General features: G+C 41.9%; 17 protein-coding genes. 9 read left to right on the plus strand and 8 right to left on the minus strand.

The genetic code is table 11. The features are described from left to right. From uhpB to uhpT, 3 genes are all read right to left on the minus strand, one after another. Entirely contained in the window at positions 1-1,500 is a 1,500-nt protein-coding gene (gene uhpB / locus APB76_RS19870; protein ID WP_054962338.1) for a signal transduction histidine-protein kinase/phosphatase UhpB, read from the minus strand. After that, on the minus strand, positions 1,500-2,108 hold the full coding sequence (uhpA, locus tag APB76_RS19875; RefSeq protein WP_054962337.1) for a transcriptional regulator UhpA: 609 nt from the start codon (positions 2,106-2,108) through the stop codon (positions 1,500-1,502). The genes uhpB and uhpA overlap by 1 nt, the downstream gene beginning before the upstream one ends. A gap of 136 nt (positions 2,109-2,244) precedes the next feature. Beyond that, positions 2,245-3,642, minus strand: coding sequence for a hexose-6-phosphate:phosphate antiporter (gene uhpT / locus APB76_RS19880; RefSeq protein ID WP_054962336.1), 1,398 nt, complete (start codon positions 3,640-3,642; stop codon positions 2,245-2,247). Between the two features lie 246 nt (positions 3,643-3,888). Between uhpT and APB76_RS23470 the strand changes: the two genes are divergently transcribed. Beyond that, positions 3,889-4,014 carry a hypothetical protein gene (locus tag APB76_RS23470; RefSeq protein ID WP_269085116.1) on the plus strand — a complete coding sequence of 42 codons (126 nt, stop codon included), beginning with the start codon at positions 3,889-3,891 and terminating at the stop codon, positions 4,012-4,014. Positions 4,015-4,199: 185 nt separating this feature from the next. On the opposite strand, the gene APB76_RS19885 is transcribed toward APB76_RS23470, so the two are convergent. Next, on the minus strand, positions 4,200-5,357 hold the full coding sequence (locus APB76_RS19885) for a hypothetical protein (RefSeq protein ID WP_237767930.1): 1,158 nt from the start codon (positions 5,355-5,357) through the stop codon (positions 4,200-4,202). Between the two features lie 508 nt (positions 5,358-5,865). Between APB76_RS19885 and APB76_RS19890 the strand changes: the two genes are divergently transcribed. The 5 genes from APB76_RS19890 to APB76_RS19910 all read left to right on the plus strand — a co-directional run bounded on the left by APB76_RS19890 (position 5,866) and on the right by APB76_RS19910 (position 8,698). Continuing rightward, positions 5,866-6,501, plus strand: coding sequence for an inovirus Gp2 family protein (locus tag APB76_RS19890; RefSeq protein WP_054962335.1), 636 nt, complete (start codon positions 5,866-5,868; stop codon positions 6,499-6,501). Between the two features lie 65 nt (positions 6,502-6,566). Then, positions 6,567-7,250: an inovirus Gp2 family protein gene (locus APB76_RS19895; RefSeq protein WP_054962334.1), complete on the plus strand. Its 684-nt coding sequence runs from the start codon at positions 6,567-6,569 to the stop codon at positions 7,248-7,250. A gap of 54 nt (positions 7,251-7,304) precedes the next feature. Beyond that, positions 7,305-7,904 carry an inovirus Gp2 family protein gene (locus APB76_RS19900; RefSeq protein WP_038164124.1) on the plus strand — a complete coding sequence of 200 codons (600 nt, stop codon included), beginning with the start codon at positions 7,305-7,307 and terminating at the stop codon, positions 7,902-7,904. A 71-nt stretch (positions 7,905-7,975) separates the two neighbouring features. Continuing rightward, on the plus strand, positions 7,976-8,176 hold the full coding sequence (locus APB76_RS19905) for an AlpA family transcriptional regulator (RefSeq protein ID WP_054962431.1): 201 nt from the start codon (positions 7,976-7,978) through the stop codon (positions 8,174-8,176). A gap of 84 nt (positions 8,177-8,260) precedes the next feature. Beyond that, a complete protein-coding gene (locus tag APB76_RS19910) occupies positions 8,261-8,698 on the plus strand; it encodes a ribonuclease HI (RefSeq protein WP_054962333.1) in 438 nt (145 codons plus the stop codon). 453 nt (positions 8,699-9,151) lie between these two features. Here the strand turns inward: APB76_RS19910 and APB76_RS19915 are convergent, their stop codons facing one another. After that, the gene (locus APB76_RS19915) at positions 9,152-9,448 is read right to left on the minus strand and encodes a hypothetical protein (RefSeq protein WP_074181736.1); all 297 of its coding nucleotides are present in this window, start codon (positions 9,446-9,448) and stop codon (positions 9,152-9,154) included. Positions 9,449-9,600: 152 nt separating this feature from the next. Between APB76_RS19915 and APB76_RS19920 the strand changes: the two genes are divergently transcribed. Both APB76_RS19920 and APB76_RS19925 read left to right on the plus strand, forming a co-directional pair. After that, positions 9,601-9,996, plus strand: a complete 396-nt coding sequence (locus tag APB76_RS19920; protein ID WP_054962331.1) for a DUF2391 family protein — start codon at positions 9,601-9,603, stop codon at positions 9,994-9,996. 306 nt (positions 9,997-10,302) lie between these two features. Next, the gene (locus APB76_RS19925; protein ID WP_054962330.1) at positions 10,303-11,688 is read left to right on the plus strand and encodes an amino acid kinase family protein; all 1,386 of its coding nucleotides are present in this window, start codon (positions 10,303-10,305) and stop codon (positions 11,686-11,688) included. Positions 11,689-11,726: 38 nt separating this feature from the next. Here the strand turns inward: APB76_RS19925 and APB76_RS19930 are convergent, their stop codons facing one another. Beyond that, complete coding sequence (locus tag APB76_RS19930; RefSeq protein ID WP_054962329.1) at positions 11,727-13,448, minus strand: diguanylate cyclase; 1,722 nt, start codon at positions 13,446-13,448, stop codon at positions 11,727-11,729. A gap of 287 nt (positions 13,449-13,735) precedes the next feature. Here APB76_RS19930 and APB76_RS19935 point away from each other — a divergent pair, with 287 nt between their 5' ends. Beyond that, positions 13,736-14,839, plus strand: coding sequence for a GGDEF domain-containing protein (locus APB76_RS19935; protein WP_064429724.1), 1,104 nt, complete (start codon positions 13,736-13,738; stop codon positions 14,837-14,839). Between the two features lie 273 nt (positions 14,840-15,112). Here the strand turns inward: APB76_RS19935 and APB76_RS23475 are convergent, their stop codons facing one another. Both APB76_RS23475 and APB76_RS19940 read right to left on the minus strand, forming a co-directional pair. Beyond that, positions 15,113-15,235: a hypothetical protein gene (locus tag APB76_RS23475; protein ID WP_269085117.1), complete on the minus strand. Its 123-nt coding sequence runs from the start codon at positions 15,233-15,235 to the stop codon at positions 15,113-15,115. 108 nt (positions 15,236-15,343) lie between these two features. Then, a partial coding sequence (locus APB76_RS19940) for an NYN domain-containing protein (RefSeq protein ID WP_269085118.1) occupies positions 15,344-15,771 on the minus strand: 428 nt, incomplete at its 5' end.

Raw genomic sequence — 15,771 nt, forward strand, 5'->3', positions numbered from 1 at the left:
TTATACCTTAGGTAGGGTGAAGGCAATTTGTGTGCCTTCTACATGATCGTTAAGAGAATAGATAAACATCTTTCCCCCCAATGCATGAACGCGCTCTTGCATACCACGTATGCCCATTCCTTTCATACACTCTTCGGTTTTAAAGCCGACACCATTGTCTGCAATGTTGAGCGATAGCTGCTCATCGATATATAGCTCGATAATGATGGATGTAGCGTTGGCGTATTTAGCGGCGTTATTGAGTGTTTCCTGGCATAGGCGAAACAGAGTAACTTTGAGCGTGTCACTTAATGATTCATAGTCACCATTCCAATCAAGTACCACTCGTGTGCCGTGGTTGTCGAACTCCATCTCACGAGTCAGTTGCTGCACGGATTCTTTGAGATCTAAGTCATCAAGCATTTTTGGTCTTAGTTTGCTGAGCAGGTTTTTAGTCGTGTCATAGACATTGAGAGAAAGGCTTTCAATCGTATTCGCACAGCGAGTATTCATTTCTGCGTTATCAATGCGCTTAATGATGCTTGCTTGTGTTCGAATTGCGGTAATGTTCTGGCCGATTTCGTCATGAAGTTCTCTGGCGATATCTTTTCGTACCGACTCTTCTGCTTGAATCAGTTGGCGAGACAAGGTCTGATTGCGAGACAACTCCCCCCGCAATTTGTGATTAAGGTCTTTCTGTTTTTGCACCGCTAAACCAAGCATGATTCCGGTCAGGGTTTGCGCCGAGAGAGATAAAAGCAGATCCGTTATTTCTAAGTTAGATACGCCACTGCGAGCAGCGATAAGGGCGATACTGTTTAACATGGTCGCTAGGAATGCACCTTGCCAACCGTAACGCAGAGCCAGAACAATGATAGGAATGGCCATACAGAAAGGAGCAAAGCGTTTAAGCTCATCGGGCAAACTGGTTTGAATTAAAATACTGGCAATTAAGAGCACGGTGTAAAGCACAATATGGCGGACTTTGAACTCAATATTATTGGCTAACAGGTTAGACGTCAGTGGTGACCAAGGACTTTGAAATAGATAGTTCCAAAGCAGGTAACACATCGGCAAGATCATTAAGCCACCAGCAATACTTGCCAGCCACAGCATATAAACAGACTGAACATGAAAGCCTACCGATATAACGTTAATGCACGATGTAACAAGGATTAACACCGCCATCACAGCTAGGTGCTGGTTTTGATCACCGTGGTAATATTTTTTAGCTAAGTAAACGACAGGGACACTCAAAACACTGGCGACGAGCACCATCAGCCACTGAGGCTGCTCAAGCAATAGCGCCAATGCAACTGTCAATCCCCATTCGGCAAGGTATACAATCGCCCAGTACTTAGTTCGCGTGTGTAGTGTGATTCCTAAACGTAAAGCAAATGGGAACAGCAAAATAGCCAGCTCTGCATCATTGACAAAATAGTAGGCGATAACCCACAAGCAAAACCATGCGCAGGCGGTCATGAAAAAGCCACAAATGGAGGTAATGGTGTAGCTACGCATTAAAATGACTCTTGGGTGAACAATTTTGCCAACTCGACGTTGTTCTTTACACCAAGCTTGTCTAAAGCATTTGCTCGATGGACATGTACCGTTTTATGGCTTAATCCAAGTTCAGTGGCGACAGATTTGACATCTAAGCCACGAGCAAGTAATTGACATACTTCACTTTCTCGGCGTGTGAGCTGAGTGAGTGTTTCGGCTTTGTCGCTAGGAGTCGCCAGTTTCAAAGCGATATCAGGTGTAAGGTAACAACCACCCGCAGCGCTGGTTTTGACCGCTTGAATCAACTCATCGGGGCCGCAGCGTTTGCTCAAGTAACCTTTAGCACCAAGCTTGAGCGCTTTTTCTACCATTGCTGGTGAGTCGTGTACACTTAGCATGACACAAGCTATGCCTGAGGGAATTTCGCTTAGTAGGGTAAGCCCACTTTCGTCTGCCATCGAGATATCGAGAATGACAACATTTGGCTTGCAGGCAGGTAAGCCATTACGAGCTTCTGCTACTGAGCTAAATTCACCAACAACCTTCATGTCTGTTTCTAAACTCAATAATTGAGCAAATCCAGAACGAACAATGATATGGTCATCTACAAGCGCTACGTTAATCATCTTAAATACCAAACTTCAGCAATACACAAACGAAAATGAGCTCCAGTGAGCTCAAAGAAAAACCAGTAATGATACTAAACAGAACAACTAAAATTAATGATCTTACGCGCTTTGGCTGGCAAAGCGCGCGAATTAATTAAGATTGGCTTTCGGCTAGTTGAAGCTTTTTCTTGTTTTGGCGGATCTTCTTCTCTTCTGCAATGGCAACGAAAGCAAGTAGAGTGATACAAATAACCGCTGAGGTATCTAGGGCGGCGAATGTACCTTTCCAACCAGTTAAACCAAAGATCGGCGTACCATCGGCAATCATACCTAAGCCCAATTTAGCGAAGCTGTCACCGATTAGGTAAGCAAAAGTACCTTTAACACCATCAGCTACACTGATTGCTTTTTTAGGAACAAAGCCAACAGCAGCGACACCGATAAGAAGCTGCGGACCGAATACCAAGAAGCCAAGTACGAACAGAGAGGCTAAGTACATAAACTCGCTGGTGGCGTGCTGGTAGAACTCGAGTGAAACAATGATCAAACCAAGCGAGACACAAGCAACCAAAGCGCGACGGCCATTAGCAAGATCAGATAAGTAGCCCCACATTAAGGTGCCGACGAGTGCGCCAACTTCAAACAGAGTGAAACCAGAGATTGCCGTTTCTTTTGATAACCCCAGTTCTTGGTATGCGTAAACCGTCGACCATTGGTCGATACCGATACGAACGATGTATAGGAAGATGTTGGCGAAGCAAAGTAGCCAGATAACTTTGTTTTTCAGTACGTACTCAACAAAGATCTCTTTCTTGGTCATTTGATTTTCTTCAGCCGCTTCGTCTTCTTCACTCACTGCTTCATCAAATAGCTCTTCAACTTTACCAAGACCGTACGATTCAGGAGAGTCGTTACCAAAGCGCATACCGATGAAACCAACGATGATCGCAATGATAGAAGGGAACACGAACATACCAATTACGTGACCGTCGAACAGGTAGTTGGCACCAAACAGAGCGACACCCGCCGCACCCGCACCACCGACGTTATGCGACATATTCCAAAGGCCTAGATACGAACCACGCTTGTTACGAGGGGTCCATTTAGTGATGGTCGAGTAACTCGAAGGGCCACCGGTACTTTGGAAGAAACCGCTCAGAGCGTAGAACGCAACCATTAAGAATAGGCTTGCGCTGCCTCCACCCATGCTGAAGCTGAAACCAAGCATTGCCAGACCAGAAAGGATCAGCATAAAAGGGAGGAACTGCTTGGTGTTCTTTCCGTCAGCGTAGTAAGAAACCACTGTCTTACCAATACCGTAAGTAATCGAGAAGCCAAGGCCGATCAAACCTAATTCTGTCATCGACAAACCGTAAGTTGATATCATGTCGTTTTGCGCGACGTTGAAGTTCTTACGAATTAGGTACATGGTTAAATAGCCAATAAATACCACTAGGTAAGATTGGATAAAGGGTTTGAACCACATTTTTCTACGCGCTTCGACCGGAAGGTCTAAGGTAGGCTTCCGGACCTGCTCAAGGAATTTTAACATCGTCAACTCTCTTGTAATTTGTGTGATGCACAGAGTGCTCTATTTCTATTTTCTAGCTGCGATTTTATAGAGTAGGTTTGTTAACCACATGAGAGGGCGGCCTAGATCGACTAGGAAAAATTCCTAGTAACGACTGAATAGCGTAGAAAGCGTGAAAATCATCACGTTCTTAGTGAGTGTTTTGTCGGAAGGAATGGAAACTGAACAGATTTCGGCTGAGGGATAGTCTCTAAAGCAACAAATCTAGTGTATGCGTATCGAAATGGACATGGTGTATTCAGTGATTTTGCCAAATCATTAGCGTGGTTTGAGATTGCTCAGGAAAATGGCGATGAGGATGCCGAAAAAGAAATCCTCGACGAAATTTGGTAAGTATACAAAAAAGGCGCTAACTCTAAGAGTTAGCGCCTTTCCAAACGTTTGGTGGGCTGGCGTAAGTTGATCTTAACTTTTAATGTATTGATTTTGTTTGTAATTGTCTGGTTTGATTTTAATTGGTGTACCTTGTGGTGTACCTATTGTTCTCAATAACGACGAAATTAAATCTTAGTCTTACTTCAGAAGAGGTCTTCCGAACAATGGTTTATTGCATATTTCATCATAGCTCGATTTCTTGCTATCTTTGTTTTGTCTGGGATTTGGGGTTCACAGCTCGTCTGTTGAACTACGTCACTCTCTTTAGCATCCTTTTGAACGGCTAATTCTCTGTCGATCAGCTCTTTCAATTTTGCCTTAATTTTGTTTTTTGCGTCGCTACCGGTGAGCTCGATGAGTTTCGTCCAGTCCGACTCGCTGAATGTTAGGGTTTTTTCTTCTTTTGTCGTCTTTGGTGCTTTACCTTTTGCTTTGTCCCTTTTACTTCTATTGAATTTCTCAACCAATTTGTTTTCTAACTGTTTAAACGTGTCTGAATCGTTCGTCGCACAAAGTACATCGAAAATACACATGATTGTTTGCTTTTGCTTATCGATATCCTCTGTCATGGATAACCCGGTGTATGAGTATTTTCTTGTTAAATATCGGTAATACCAATTGATTAACTCAGCGTCATCTGTTTTAAAGGCTTTTCTATCTGCATTTCTGTTAACGAAAACAGTCTCATATAGGTTTTCTAAACCCTCAAGTAAGCGGTATGTTCTTTGCTGTTCCCTTGGTGATCTTGAGGTGATGATGACTTCTAGTGCACTAACAAGATTCTCGTAGGTCGAGAGGCTTTTGTTTGGACAGATTTTGGTTAGCGGCTTTAGGTAGTCGGTGTCTTTAAGTAAGTATTTTGCTGCTGAAAAACTTTGTGATTTGGCTTCGAAAGAAATTTCAGTTACAGGGTAGCTAAGCTCTGTGTTGCCTGTGTCAACTATGGCACGAACGATAACAACAAAAAAGTAAAGGGCCCTTGGCTCTCTATCTAGCCATCCGATGTGATTGCTAAATTCATAACTAATTTCTCTTGATTGAGCAAAAAGCTCATCAATACAATCGCCTAGTTTATATTCTTCCCTCTCGGATAAGTGTCCGCTATCTAGATTTTCTCTCGCAATTCTTAATTTATTACTAATCAACTCACTTAATGTTAATTCAAGATTGGCTTTTTTGTGATTATTAAGGCTAGTAATTGTTTCGCTAAATCCAAGTTCTGATTCAATGATTCTAATATATCGTTTTAATTCATTTTCAGTTGATTTTTTTATTAATTCTAAATAGCGATATGAACTCATCCTGAATCCTTACGTAAGATTTTTGTGGGAATGTTGTAAGAAATATACAGGTTTTTTCACAGATTATCAGTGGGTGTTTGTTGTTTTTTTGGGATTAATTTGTGGTTTTTATGTTGGTTTTTGCCGTTTTTGTGTTTTCTCAATTAGTCAACTTTTTTTTAAAAAAAATGAGTGGGTAAGATTTATCTTTAAAATGTTAATTTTATTTACTTGAATTCTTACTGCTATGTCAATCATTAGATTAGCATGGTTTAAATTGAATGTAATATTAATGTTTAAGTTTCGAGTTGGTGATTTATGATGAAAGTGATATATGGGCAGTGAAATAGATGGTGTAAGTTGAGTTTGATATGATTATTGGTAGGTGAATCTGAATTTATGCTATGGTTTTGGTGTGGAAGTTATTTTCAACTTGTTGGTATAGGTAATATACATAACCCCACCAACTACTAAAATTAACGTTACTCCCTGTGTGTATGAGAGACACACGAATAGGGATAACAACACCATGAATGACAAGTACACATCTGAAGACAAGTTCAACAACTACGACCTACCTCAACCGACGAAACGAAAGCAACGATTCATCTACCGTAAGTTTCACCTCTACAAGATTTCTCAATTGATAGAGAAAGCTTTGAAGTATCACTCTAGGCTATCCGTGTTTCGGATAGACCTACACTTACCAGAAGATTTCGATGATGCAGATTCGAAAGTCATCACTCGATTCTTCAAATCTCTAAATGCCAAACTGAACGTAGATATAAAACGTAAAGAGAAAAGCTGGGGAAGGGGGTTGAGAAACAAGACCAGTTACATCTGGGCAAAAGAGAAGAATACCTCTGAGCAGTACCACTACCATGTTGCCCTCTTCCTGAACAAAGATATCTATTATCAACTCGGGGATGTAGGAGAGTCAGATGGCTCTCTAGCCGACTTGATTAAGCAAGCGTGGTGCAGCGCTATCAAACAGGAGAAACCAGCATTAGTTCATTTCTGCAAGAATGGTGTGTATCGCTTAAACCTGAATGCATCGGATATTGAACAATCGAAGAATGAACTATTCAAAAGGGTGTGTTATTTCGCTAAACCTAATTCAAAGGTATACGGAGGAACTATGAGAAACTTCGCTACTAGCTGTTAGTAAGCTTTAAAAATAACAGCAGTCACAGTTCCTGTGGGATTAACAACAAACTACAGGAACTCATCATGTCAAATCAATTCAAGATGGCTCTTCAAAGAACTCACACGTCTAAATACCTCACCATCACCCATGACCGAACGTTTAATGGAAAACCACTCTACTACCACAAGGATGGCCTTATCCTTGAGCATCTGGAAGAGATCGACCGAGTACTGGCTGAAGCACTAGGCCAATACCCAAAGCTTTGTGTCGCTCACTTTAATGTACGTCTACCAAGTGATTTCGATGGAGACCATTCTGAGGTATTCAGTCGTTTCTTTCGCACCTTGGAGTTGGAAACCAATGAGTTGTGCCTAATGAAGTACAGGCGTAGGCCTCACCAATATCACCAAACGGTCATTCGCCATGTTTGGTTCAAGGCGTGTGAGTCCACCAGCCAGTACCACCTGGTCTTATTCTTTAATAAGCGCCTTTATCTTTGTTTGGGTAAAAGTGGGGGCGAGAGGAGTCGCTACTTGTCCAGAGTCAGAAAAGCATGGGATAGAGCAGTCGAAACCAGTTGCGGTAGAAGGTGCTTGGGGTTGGCCTATTCCCCAGCTGATGATGTGTATGAGCTTCAAAAAGGGGATGAAGCGTTTCCATTGCAGTTAAATGAGCTTTTCTATCGAATCAGTCGTCTCGCGAAGCCCGTCTCCCTAAAGGGCGAGAACCGCAGCATGAATTTTGGTTGCAGTCATGACTCACCTTAAAAAAATACAGCGTGAGTAATTCCTATGTCATTTACAGACTTATAGGAATTGCTCATGTCTAACAATACTTACCTTCCCAACATTACCCATTCAAAAACGTTTAACGACTACCCCGTATTTTTCAGTGACAAGGGGTTATACGAATCGGCCTTAACCAGAATGACGGAAGTCTTTGAACAAGCAACGGAGGTGTTTGATGCGGTCTTGGCTACGCGCTTAGATTTGTTTCTACCAGAAGACCATCAAGATACCGACCTCAGCATCATTAACGATTACTTTAAGCTGCTTAAAGAAAAGCTCGATACGGAGTCTGTGTTCTATGTATGGCGTAAGCGAGAGGACAAGGTGCCGTCCCACAACTATCGCGTGATGCTGTTTACTGACTACAGCCAGCATTTTGGCCCCGCCATTTGCTGGGAAAAACGCAACGAATTGGTTGAGCACCTTAAAGAGGCTTGGCAAGAAGCGATAGAAAAGCACTACAGCGGCAAAGCGCGCTCATTGGTGTTTCTCAATGACCGAGGAAACTATGGCTTGGGGACACGCTGTAGGGAGCAAGACAAGAACATCAAGCGTTGTGTCTTTCATCGCATGAGCAGTCTTGCTGAAGCATGGAATGAGCAGCGTTACTTCTTTGGCTCTAGTGCAGATTAGACACGACTGCATTTTTTTACTGTAGCGGCTTATCTCATGAGTATATACACAGGAGATAATTCCCAATGACAATGAGGTTCTTAAGACTTAAAGAAGTGATGTCGCTAACAGGACTTGGTCGTTCAACTATCTACAAGTTCATGGCCGATGAAACCGACTTCCCAAAGAGTGTGCCACTCGGTGGACGAGCAGTGGCTTGGGTAGAAAGTGAAATTGAGGAATGGATGGAATCGCGTCTGTGCATGCGAGACAACCAACAACCCATTCAGTAATACAAACATCAAATCAAACCAAACCATCAACAGGGCGCTGGCTAAGTAAAGTCATGCGCCCTTTTTCATTGAGAGAGATAAAAAATGAGTTATTCAATTTACGTAGACGGCGCAGCACCAAACAATCAACACGGATGTACGCGAGGAGGCATCGGGCTGGTGGTCATGGATGAAGACAATGAGATAGTGCATGAAGAGAGCTTCACCATCAATCGAAAAACTGACAATGCCGAGCTTGAGCTACTGGCCTTAATTGAAGCCTTGGAATACGCAGAGGATGAGGATGTTATCTATTCGGACAGTGATTACTGTGTAAAAGGTTTCAATATCTGGATGGACGATTGGAAAGACCGAGGTTGGCGTCGAGCGGATAAGAAACCCGTTAAGAACCGCCAACTGTGGCAACAAGTGGATGAGTTGAGTTCTAGGAAGTATGTCGAGGTATTTAAGGTCAAAGCTCACTCTGGTATCGAAGGGAATGAGAGAGCTGATTTGCTAGCGGTTGAAGCCGTTACTGAATAGAAAGTACTGGGTTAAAAAGCGGAGTGTTGATGACAACACTCCGCGCACTCTTATATAGCATGTGAATCGAGGAGGATAATCAAAGAAGCATCAACCTTATGGTATGGAGTGGAACTCTTTGAGCCTTTTTTCATCCCTTTACTATGCGATAAACGATTGAACATTCCGCGGTAGTTGGATGGTTGCAAACATGCTCGAGCGATTAGGAAGAGCGATTGCTAATAAATTTACAACAACTCTTGCACGGTACAACATTCGCTCAATTATAGCAGAATAGCTTGGGGGGGGGCTGTAGCTCTGACGTCTAAGCTTTTTGTTTCCGATGTCAGTTCACTAAGTAATCTCGTCAAAGGGTAAAGAGGGAACGTTTGGTGTGAGCAAATGAGGAACTAATAATTTCAGAGCTCCATTCATCTAAGGAGTAAGATTCGTGCTTTGAGTGAGGCAAATACCTTAAACACGTGATGATTTTGGTACGACTTCAGAGAAAACATAGACGTATAATGTGAGTACCAACGGACCCAACAAGATGTTCCACATCTCTGTACCGACAAAAACACTAGGCTCAGGAAACTCAGAAGCTATTGCACCAATGACGATTAGCCAGCCTACTGATAACTCCAAAATCAGGGCAATAAAAGCAATACACAACACAACTCGTGATAAGGTAGACGAAATCACTTTTTTATCTCTAGCAAAATAAACAGTGATGGGGATTACAATCAACACTAACTCTAAAAACTTTATCATTGTGCTTACCTCGAACGCATCAACAAACATTGTCTGCAATATGCCATTGATAGCCTTTGCCATTTAGCTCTAGTCTCATACACTACAATCATAGTTGAATAATTTGCATTTTACCGCACTATATCGGTAAGGCTTAACATTTGGGAGGAAAATTGAAACTTAACTTTAACACCCAAGATGCTAGTCAGATCTTTGTTGGTGCATTCGCTCTAGCGGTGCCGATCTCTTTTTCTGAGGAGGCGTGGAAGTTGGGGGAAACCTTACCGAGTAGTAACTTATGGATGCTGTTTGGCTTATCATTGATTTTTCTATCACTTTATACTTATGAAAGCGTATTTCAACGAGATGTAAAACATCGACGGCTGGTGTTTATTTTTCGTATCTTAACCGCCTATTTTATGGCCGCTTTCATTGTGGCACTTGTTCTCTACAGCCTTGATAAACTGCCTATTTGGACTGAACCGTTCATCGCTTTAAAGCGCATAGTCGTGATCACAATGCCGGCTTCAATGGGAGCCATAGTTGTGGATAGTTTTGATAAAGAATGAGTTACCCAATGAGAGCAAAGTATTGGTCGTATGTATCATTACAGCAGAAGCTTAAATCGGTAAAAATGACTTACCCTATTTCTACAAGCAATACACATATGAAGAGACCTCGTACTTTTCTATGCTTCTTTTTGTTTAGACGACATTATGTTTATTTTTAACTTACTTTTTGTAACTTTCTGTTTTAAAGTTTGTTTTCTGTTTTGTTGTGCTTTACACTAGGTGTTATTGTTTAGTGCTCTAACTAATTTATTATGATCGCTTTATAATTGTCTAACTCTACAGGCTGGATAAGATGGAGAACGTATGCCCCATACGGTAGAAAAAGTGAGTGGTTCTTCAATGGCTGCTTTTGATGCGGTTTTGGACAACATCATCATTAAACCAGAGCCAGCAAGATACAACAGAATAGTTGTTGTGCCAGCATACCAGGGTATTACGGATGCCCTTTTAGAGTGTAAGAACATGAGCAAACCAGGAGTATATCAGTACGTTCTAGTGGGTGATAGGACATGGGAGAACAAGCTCGACAGCGTTATTCAAAGGTTATTGCTGGTGAATGAAAGTGTATTTGCCGATCCAATGCTTCGTCGAAAAGCCGATGATTTCATACTGGAGCGGGTATCCTCTACTCGTCAATGGATCAGACATTACTTAACTCTTGGCCCTGATGCAATACAGCACTTTTGGCGAAACGTTCGGGAACGGCTTGCATCCATTGGTGAGTCTCACAGCGCTTACAATACGGCTCTAAAAGCAAAGCGATATGGTGTTCAAACTCGGTTTATAGACTTAGCAGGGGCGCCTAATGAGCCACGTGAATCACTGGACAGTCAAGTTTATCGTCGCTTAGATAGCCTAGACTTAAGGCAAGAGCTTCCAGTCGTCACCGCTTATGCCTCGTGTAAAGTAGGTGATAATCATCATAATGATCGTCGTTATGGTGATTTAACCTTAAGCAGGATAGCAGCGTTAACAGAAGCGAAGCAGGCAGTGATACATAAATGTTCTCACCTAAGTTCAGGAGATCCGAGCTTAATTGGTGCTGAGCAAGTTAGTCCCATAGGGCAGTCAAGCTACCAAGTCGCGAATGAACTGTCAGCGCTGTCTCATGATCTCGTTCATCCTGCCGCCATTGAGGAGCTCTCCCAAGAGAATATTGACCTACAGGTTAAGTGCACTTTTGAACCTGAACACCCGGGGACTTTTATTAGTCACAGCCACCATGCAGAAAACCGAGAAGTTGAAGTTGTAACAGGTAAAGGTGATGTGTGCGCTTTGAAAATTGAGCGAACTGATCACATGGAAAATTTAGACAGCTTAACTGATGACTTCTTGTCATTACCTAGTATCAGTCTTTTGCACCACGATGTGTCTAGAGAAACACTTTATTATTATTTTGATTGTGCTACCTCTCATTTTGGACACATATTATCCCGAGCCAAGAAGCGATTACCCGATGCCAGTTTGACCGTTCAAAGAGTCGCGTTACTTTCAGTGCTTGGTACAAAAATTTATCCTAATCAGGTAGCTTTGATAGGTGATAGCGCGTTAGAAAGTCAGGGGATACGCCCTAGTAACATTCATTGTAATAATGATGAAAACAGTGTGAAGTTTGTTGTCGCCAATGCTCAATTCAAAGCAGGGTTGATTGCTTTGCATCATACTTTCTTAGATACAATGTCTATCTGACCTCCTCCAATCTACTCATATCGAATATGTACTTGCTCTCACATGTCTTGTGTTGTCGATATGGTATTTCTCCCTTTGTCCTTTGAAAGGTAAAGGGTAGCATCCACTGTTTCCAAAAACCTCTGCGGTGATACGTTTCTCTCTGGAACCGTTGAACCGAGCCCAATACTTAAGGTGATATGGGAGGAAATTGGAGAGTCAGGGTGTATTATTTTTCCTTGTTCTATCGCCTCTTGAACTCTATGCGCAACCGAGATGACATCAGCTAATGGTGTGTTAGGCAGTAAGATTACGAACTCTTCACCACCGTATCTAGCGACCATATCGCTGTTTCGATGAACCGTTTGGTCTAGAATGCTAGCCACTTGTTTCAAGCAAGCATCTCCTGCACTATGGCCAAGGCTATCGTTGAATCTTTTGAAAAAGTCGATGTCGATCATTATCAGCCCAAGATATGTACCATCACGGTGGCATCTGATCCATTCTTCTTCAAGCAAAGCATCGAAAGCTCTTCGGTTGCTAATGCCTGTTAAAGCGTCTTTTAACGACAATAACTCCAAGTCCCTATTGAGCCTCGCCAGGCTTTCATTTGCCTGAAAGAGCTCTAGAGTTTTTTCATTCACCCTTTGTTCTAGCACTTGGTTAGCATCTATGAGCTTATCAGCCATCTGGTTAAATGCATGAGCGAGCATTCCGAGTTCATCCTTTGTAAAATGATGAATTCTCTGTGACAAATCACCATTGGCAATCATAGATGCAACGTAAGTTAAATCTATGATTGGCTTGGTTATTGTTCTTGATAGGATAAGAACGACAATCCCACCAACTAGTGCGGTAGCCAGAGAAGAAACGATCAAAAACTGCCTTTGTTCACTGATAATCCCCAAAGCATCTGCGTGATCTATTTTATACACGAGCCCTAAGTTTAATTCTTTGAATGCATAAGCGACCGCAAGTACATCATGACCTTTATGATCGATATATGTGGTTATATCGTCATCTCTTTGTCTAACGAGTACAAATGGATCAACCCAAGACTTCTGCTCATACCCTAAAGTCAGAGCTTCAGGGTAAATTGGGGTAATGTGTCCGGTGTTTGGCTCGTGATATACCAGTGTCGTTTCTTCTGAGCTGCCAAGACCAAAACGCGTATCGGTGACCACAGCAAAATCACTTAAACCCATTTCGAGTATGACATAACCAATGAGGTGTCCATCAAGCAACAACCTTTGTGCAATGAACAACGTTGTGACGTCTGTTTCTTCATTTAACTCAAACGCGATAGCAAATCGTTTCTCTTTTGCAGGAAGTAACTGCCGTTTGATTTCTCCGTTGGCGTTAATATTGGAAGAGGAGGTGACCACTTGTGCATCTACGTTGGTCACTATGATGTTTTGAATATTTTTAATAGACGCTTTGGCGTCCGTAATGATTTTGTATATTTTTCCGATATGTGTGGCTCTTTCGTCCCTCACTTCAGATTGGGAAAATTTGTTTAGAGCGATTCTCATTTGAGTTCTTGAACTTACCAATGCAATGCGCTCTTGGTATTTTTTGACAATTTGAAAAACGGCGTTTCTTTTGTTGTTAGCAACCGTTTTGAGGTGGTTAACCACAACCATTTCAATCGACTTTTGGCTTTTGAAATGGTAAATCGAGCCCGTAATGACCAAAGAAAGCATAATGATAGTTAACAAAATGACGGTGATTTTTTGTCTGATCCCAATTCCGGTTGGCTTAAAAGTTTTATTGATGGGCATATTGTTGTTCTCAAACTTCTACTGCATTTCACCTAAGCTTAGAACTCTGGAATGTTATTAACAAATTTGTAATTAATGTAAATGTATGAATCTAATGTATTATGCATTGTTGTGCTTATTGGGTTCATTGTTTGTAGAGGGTAATAACCAAGCGTAGCACTTCTTTTTTGCTGTCCTTTTATACATGTTCAAACTCCTGTATGAAAAAATAGTCAAACCAAACAAGGAAAAAATGTGAAACTGAGCTCATAATAAAGGAGCTAGGTGGAACATTGAAGAGTATACCCATGAGAATTACAGACAAATCGCTGGTTGAGCAGCAAAAAATATCTGAAACGGAATTAAGTCAAAGGCTTCAGCTTTTTCGATTAACTCCGGACGATCTTAATGAGATTAGAACGATCAAAAACATGATTGGTCGAGAATTGGATAAAATTGTCAATCAGTTTTATGAGCATCAAACGCACACGCCAGATGTACAAAACTTGATTGGCGATTCTGGAACCTTGCAACGACTGATATCGGCACTAAGGCAATATATAACCGATCTCTTCAATAAAGAAATCGATCTTGACTATGTGGAGCACCGACTACGTATTGGACTTGTACACAAGCGAATTGGTGTGGATCCTAAACTGTATTTATCGGCAGTTAACTATTTGAAAGTCACGCTTTCAGAAACCATTAAAAAGAACATTAGTGACCAAAACTATGCCGTTGAATTGAGTGATATTTTAGAAAGGCTGATTGAATTTGACGTTTCCTATGTTTTTGATACGTACATTCGAAGCATGATGAATGAAATAGAAATTGAAAAAAACAAATCCAACATGTACGTCAATGATCTAGAGTCGCTGGTCCAAGAGAGGACTAAAAGCCTTAAGAAAATGACACGCTTGGACCCACTTACCAATTTGTATAATAAAAGAGCATTTGATGAGTTTTCAAACCGCCTGTTTTCGGATGCGCAACAGCGTGATGAGCCTATCTCACTGCTTTACATTGATGTAGATAACTTTAAAGAGTTTAATGACGAGCATGGCCATGAAGATGGTGACAGCGTATTGGTTGCCGTATCTGATAGTATGCGAGGAGTCTCGAGGAGTGTCGATTTGTGCTTTCGCATGGGGGGAGATGAGTTTGTTGTTGTCATGCCTAGCTGCACCAAAGAGGATGCTAGCCTAAATTACATTCCGAGATTAATGGAAAACTTACATACAATACGGAATGACATCTCTCTAAGCATTGGAGTCGCACAATCTGGACCTCAACATTATATCTCAAACACGGATACCCTCACCCGTGCAGACAAAGATATGTATTTAAAGAAAAAAAAGCATGCTGAAGCATCAAATAAGCAGCCGTTGAAGTGCGTTGTTACCAAAAAATAAGCTCTGTCTAATTCTTGGTGAACTATATGCTGGCTTTTGACGGCGGTGAGTGAACAATCGTATCTGCCTTAGAGAAGTTACCTACATTCGCTAGGTGTAGTGAAGGGGGCTTAGCACGTTGATAACTCTCTTATGTTGCTTTTGAATAGATGAAGAGTGGCAAAAAATAACTGGGCTCATGTTTACATTGAATACCGAAAGGAGAGGGAGCAAAGCAAACTTAGCACCAGTAAAACAAAGTCTGACTTGTTTGATTCTTGTCACTAAAGCAGCTTAGGTCCGCTTTTGTTTTTTGCTTGGTGGGTTATTGGTGCGACCTCCACCTGATGGATTCGAGGTGCCGTTTTTGGTCGGCCATAGCGGGGCGTTGTTTCCAAATTGTTGTTTATTTCCCATGGGTTGCTCCTTTTTGTTGAGGTTGCTGACGAATATTCGTCGACAACCATCATGTATGAATACGGAGAGCCATTGGGAGGGGGGAAGAGCGAAAGTTACTGGGAGTGACTAAGTGCTTTTTCGTTGATCTCTAATGTAGATGTGTACCGCCCCCGCTTGAGTATGCCTTCTGTCTATTTCAAACAGCTCGGTCGCCTCAATGAGCTGGCTCAGAGTGTTGAAGCCGTAGTTTTTTGAACTGAAGTCCGGGTATTGTCTTTTGATTAGGCCACCACATTGGCCCAGAAAAGACCAGCCGTCCTCGTCTTGGTATTCACTGGCAGCGCCTCGTAGGATATTCAACAGCTTCGTATCACCTCGTAGTTTATTGCGAGTCTCGCGAGGCTCTACTTTCTTGGGTTTTTCTGAAATGACGGCAGTGACTTCTTCTTTTGGAGCGTATCGCTCTTTAAGGACTTCAGTGTAAATAAAGTCATCACAAGCATTACGAAAGGCGAGTGGTGTTTTCTTCTCACCGACACCAAAGACATAAATTT

It is taken from the genome of Vibrio bivalvicida (assembly GCF_001399455.2).
GTDB classification, from domain to species: Bacteria; Pseudomonadota; Gammaproteobacteria; order Enterobacterales; family Vibrionaceae; genus Vibrio; species Vibrio bivalvicida.